We start from the raw sequence: 3,721 nt of genomic DNA, 5'->3' as shown, positions 1-3,721 counted from the left end.
CTTGCCCAAGGGTAGACAGGCCTCCGTCGGCCACAGCTCCGCAAGCTTCGCCAGCAGCCAAAAAACAACGGGGGAGGGGACGCCCGCAGCTGGCCGGGTCACACCGCTCCCTCACCCATTCCTCTGCAAAGGACACACAACCATGAACGAGCCCATCAACATCAGCACCCCCGCCGACATCCTGGCCTACGTCCCGCACATGCTGGGCGAAACCCCCAAGGAATCATTCGTCGTGATCACCATGCAGGGCAACGCACTGGGCGCCACACTGCGCATCGACGCCCCGCTCTGCTTCGAACCCAAGGCGTTCGCTCAAACCGTCGTCAGCTACGCAACAGCCGACGACGCCGCTACGGGGACCCTCTTGGTCATCTACACCGACGAAGACGCTACGCCGGCAACCCGCCCGTTCGCCGAGCATGTTCAGGCGTTGCGGAATGAGCTGCGAACCGCGCGGATGCCCCTGCAAGACGCATGGATGGTGACCTCACACATGTGGACCAACTACCTGTGCACCGATCGCGCGTGCTGCCCCGAGCGGTCGCTGGAGGAAATCACCAACAGCACCGGCAACGCCGCCTTCATCTACCGGGGAAGCAGCGTCACGGGATTCACCAACCCCGAGCCGTTTACCGGCGAGGCCGAAGCCCGCGAAACCATCGCCGCCCACAAGCCCGATGGATGGCCCGAGGACACCGAAGCACGCCGCGCCCAATGGGCCGAGCTTCTGCAGAACCCCAAGGCGCTCACTAAGGAGAGCGCACTGGAACTGGCTGGAGCGCTGCAGCACCCCAGCACCCGGGACCACCTGATGGTCGACATCATCACCAACGCCCCGGAACAGTTCACCTCAGTGCTGGTGGGCGTATTCCTCGCCCGCCCGGACTGGGCCCGCGTCGACACAGCCCAGGAACTCGCGTTCGAACTGATGAAAGTAACCCCCGAGGGACAACGCGCCCCGATGCTCTGCATGATCGGATGGCTCGAATGGCTCAAAGGAAAGTCCAGCTTCGCCGCCCGCTACTTCAAGCTCGCGCTGGAGGACGCCGAAGGGTTCAGGCTCGCTGAGCTGCTGGCCGAACTGGTCGAACGCGGCCTGCTGGCCGACTGCGTCAGGGACCCGAAGAAGGCCTACACCCGCCCCATCGGCCGCTAACCGGATGAGGCCGGACCCCACCACGAGGGTCCGGCCTTACCCGTCGGGATCCCGACCAGATGCGCGCGGCCTCCCCCGCTTCGCTCCGCCGGCCGCGATCACGCTGCCGCGGGCGTAGCCACTATCCAGCCAAACCGCAGGAACAGCCGATACGGTGAAAGGACACCGAAGTCCAAACACCCAAAGGCAGGACCCCTACTGTGGCCGATGAAATCCGCACGACCGAGGCAGACACCGTCGCCCCCGACGCGAGCCCGGCCGAAGACATCCTGGAGCTGAGCCTGCTCACCGCCGGCCCAAACACAGGTCCCGTTGACCGGCCCCTGGCCGATCACCGGCTAGACGAGCCGTAAAGAAGCGGCAGCACACACGCTGCACCCAGAAATTTCTTTTGCAGAGAAAACGAAGAAGAGCCGGCACCCAAGGTGCCGGCTCTTCTTTGCCCAGGCTAGACCTCCTCTGAGGTTTCTTCCTGCAGACCAATCTGGAATGAGGCGTCCCAAATCGACCGCTCGCCCATTCGGCGTTCGCTCAAGGTTGAGCGGTGCTGGACATACTCGTTCTCTTTCAGTCTCTCTTGGACCGCTACCTCTGCTTCAGCCCAAAGGATGGCCTCGTCACGGGTTGATCCAGCTGGTTTGGGCAACGAGACTTCCTCCTGACGAGGGTACGGAGGCTGCTCGAACTGGGCTTCTTGAGTGTTTGTCATGGCGGCAGCATATCGGGCAAATGTCAGAGCACACCTCTGGTCTCCGCTGCGCTCCAACCAGTTATTGGGCGTCCTCTCCGCTTCGCTCCGTGGCCGGCTGTTGGGCCCGGTCCCGGCCTCGCAGAGCTCCGCCGTGCCCGGACCTGTTTGTCTACGACGTTTTTTGGCTGCTGTCCTTCGGATTCTACGTGTCCGCTCCACCCCGTCTAGCCCCTCCGCAAGCTCCGGGGCCTGCGGTGCAGGAAATGTCCCTACGGCGCTCCTGCGTCGCTTATTTCCTCCGGGAATTTCCCACACCTTGCCCAAGGGTAGACAGGCCTCCGTCGGCCACAGCTCCGCAAGCTTCGCCAGCAGCCAAAAAACAACGGGGGAGCAAAGAAAGTAGCTGGCTTAGGTCACACCGCTCCCTCACCCATTCCTCTGCAAAGGACACACAACCATGAACGACCGCATTGCACGCGCCGCCCTTACCCGCCTTTTCGACTCCCAAGACACGACAGGCCGTGCGCTGGTCAAAGCATTGGGCGCCTACGCGGCGCTGAGAGTAGCCACCGGCGCCCAACCGCGACACACGTTCCGCCACATCAGCGAAGAAAACCTGACCGAAGGTCTGCACCGATGGGCGCAGCGGGTCCCGGACGTGGACGGAGAGAAGGACCTAGCCACCATCGAACGGCTGGGCGGAGGATTCCTCATCCCCGGCGACGAACACTGGCCCACCGGCCTCGATGACCTGCCCGATGCCCCGTACGGGCTCTGGTACATCGGAGACATCAGCCAGGGGATCCCGGCCGTGCACCGCGCCGCAGCGCTGACCGGATCCCGCGACTCCACCAGCTACGGCGCTGCCGTCACCGGTGAGATTACCCACGGACTGGCCCAACGCGGCATTTGCGTCGTCTCCGGCCTTGCCTACGGCATCGACGCCCACGCCCACCGCGGCGCGCTGGCTGGCTTCATCGGCACAGGACCGGCGACCATCGCGGTCGCCGCCGGAGGCCTCGACCGGGTTTACCCGTCCGGCAACACTGACCTCGCGTCCGCGATCAGGGCCAACGGCCTGATTGTCTCCGAACAGCCCCCGGGCAACGCGCCGACCCGCTACCGCTTTCTGCAGCGGAACCGCATAATCGCCGCCCTTGCCGGAGTGACCTGCATTGTCGAAGCCCGGTGGCGTTCCGGCGCACTGAACGCCGCACACCGAGCCGAAACCATCGGCCGACACGTCGCCGCAGTGCCCGGAAGCGTCCACAGCGCCAACTCCGCCGGGTGCCACAAGCTCCTTCGAGAAAACGGGGCATTCCTGGTCAGCGACGCCGCCGACGTCGCTGAGATACTCGCCGACTAACCCAACCCGCGGCCGGCCTTTCGAGGCCGGCCGTAGTGGCAGTCCGCCGGGACCAGCTCACGGCCACCCTTCCAAGCATTGAGGAGACAACACCATGACGAACCTTTGGGATGAAGACGGCGATTTCGACTACGAGGCCCACTACGAGGCCGCCCAACGTGACCAAGCGGCCAGGACCGCCGAATGGATCGGCTACCCGGGAATGGCGGATGCTTTCTACTACTTCGGCCTGCAAGGCAAACCGGATTCAACCTTCACGCCCGAGCTGCTGGCCTCGATGGACGTATGGCAGGTCCAGCTCGAGAAGATCGAAGCCGCTCCGGCCGATGAGGAAATCAAACAGCTTCAGCGCAAGACCGAGGAAGCGACCCGCGAGATCCTCGCCAAGATAGACAGCACCGCCTGAGCCGCCGGTGGGCCGTTCGCTTTGTGTGGGCGGGCGGTCCGCCGCGGGTGGCCGGCACTGGTGGGTGGTCGCCGGCGGCGGACCGCCGTTCCCGCAACAGGG

Annotated in this window: 5 protein-coding genes; 4 read left to right on the top strand and 1 reads right to left on the bottom strand. The window is 64.7% G+C overall.

Features of this window, described 5'->3' with window-relative positions:
* The first annotated feature begins 142 nt into the window (after positions 1–142).
* A complete protein-coding gene (locus ACSVIE_RS20990; RefSeq protein WP_442425145.1) occupies positions 143–1,156 on the top strand; it encodes a DUF4192 domain-containing protein in 1,014 nt (337 codons plus the stop codon).
* Positions 1,157–1,356: 200 nt separating this feature from the next.
* A complete protein-coding gene (locus tag ACSVIE_RS20985) occupies positions 1,357–1,509 on the top strand; it encodes a hypothetical protein (protein WP_442425144.1) in 153 nt (50 codons plus the stop codon).
* 95 nt (positions 1,510–1,604) lie between these two features.
* On the opposite strand, the gene ACSVIE_RS20980 is transcribed toward ACSVIE_RS20985, so the two are convergent.
* The gene (locus ACSVIE_RS20980; RefSeq protein WP_442425143.1) at positions 1,605–1,865 is read right to left on the bottom strand and encodes a hypothetical protein; all 261 of its coding nucleotides are present in this window, start codon (positions 1,863–1,865) and stop codon (positions 1,605–1,607) included.
* 439 nt (positions 1,866–2,304) lie between these two features.
* On the opposite strand from ACSVIE_RS20980, the gene dprA reads away from it, so the two are divergent.
* Positions 2,305–3,213 (top strand): DNA-processing protein DprA, encoded by a 909-nt coding sequence (dprA, locus tag ACSVIE_RS20975; protein ID WP_442425142.1) that lies wholly within the window; start codon positions 2,305–2,307, stop codon positions 3,211–3,213.
* A gap of 94 nt (positions 3,214–3,307) precedes the next feature.
* Positions 3,308–3,619, top strand: a complete 312-nt coding sequence (locus ACSVIE_RS20970; protein ID WP_442425141.1) for a hypothetical protein — start codon at positions 3,308–3,310, stop codon at positions 3,617–3,619.
* The last annotated feature ends 102 nt before the right edge of the window (positions 3,620–3,721 follow it).

It is taken from the genome of Paenarthrobacter sp. NCHU4564, assembly GCF_052156435.1.
GTDB lineage: Bacteria > Actinomycetota > Actinomycetes > Actinomycetales > Micrococcaceae > Arthrobacter.
The sequence above is the reverse complement of the archived record's forward strand: the minus strand, read 5'-3'. Positions and strand labels throughout refer to the sequence as shown.

Coding starts and splice junctions, on each gene's coding strand:
- ACSVIE_RS20980 (WP_442425143.1), bottom strand. CDS start 1,865: ATGACAAACACTCAAGAAGCCCAGTTCGAGCAGCCTCCGTACCCTCGT.
- ACSVIE_RS20990 (WP_442425145.1), top strand. CDS start 143: ATGAACGAGCCCATCAACATCAGCACCCCCGCCGACATCCTGGCCTAC.
- dprA (WP_442425142.1), top strand. CDS start 2,305: ATGAACGACCGCATTGCACGCGCCGCCCTTACCCGCCTTTTCGACTCC.
- ACSVIE_RS20970 (WP_442425141.1), top strand. CDS start 3,308: ATGACGAACCTTTGGGATGAAGACGGCGATTTCGACTACGAGGCCCAC.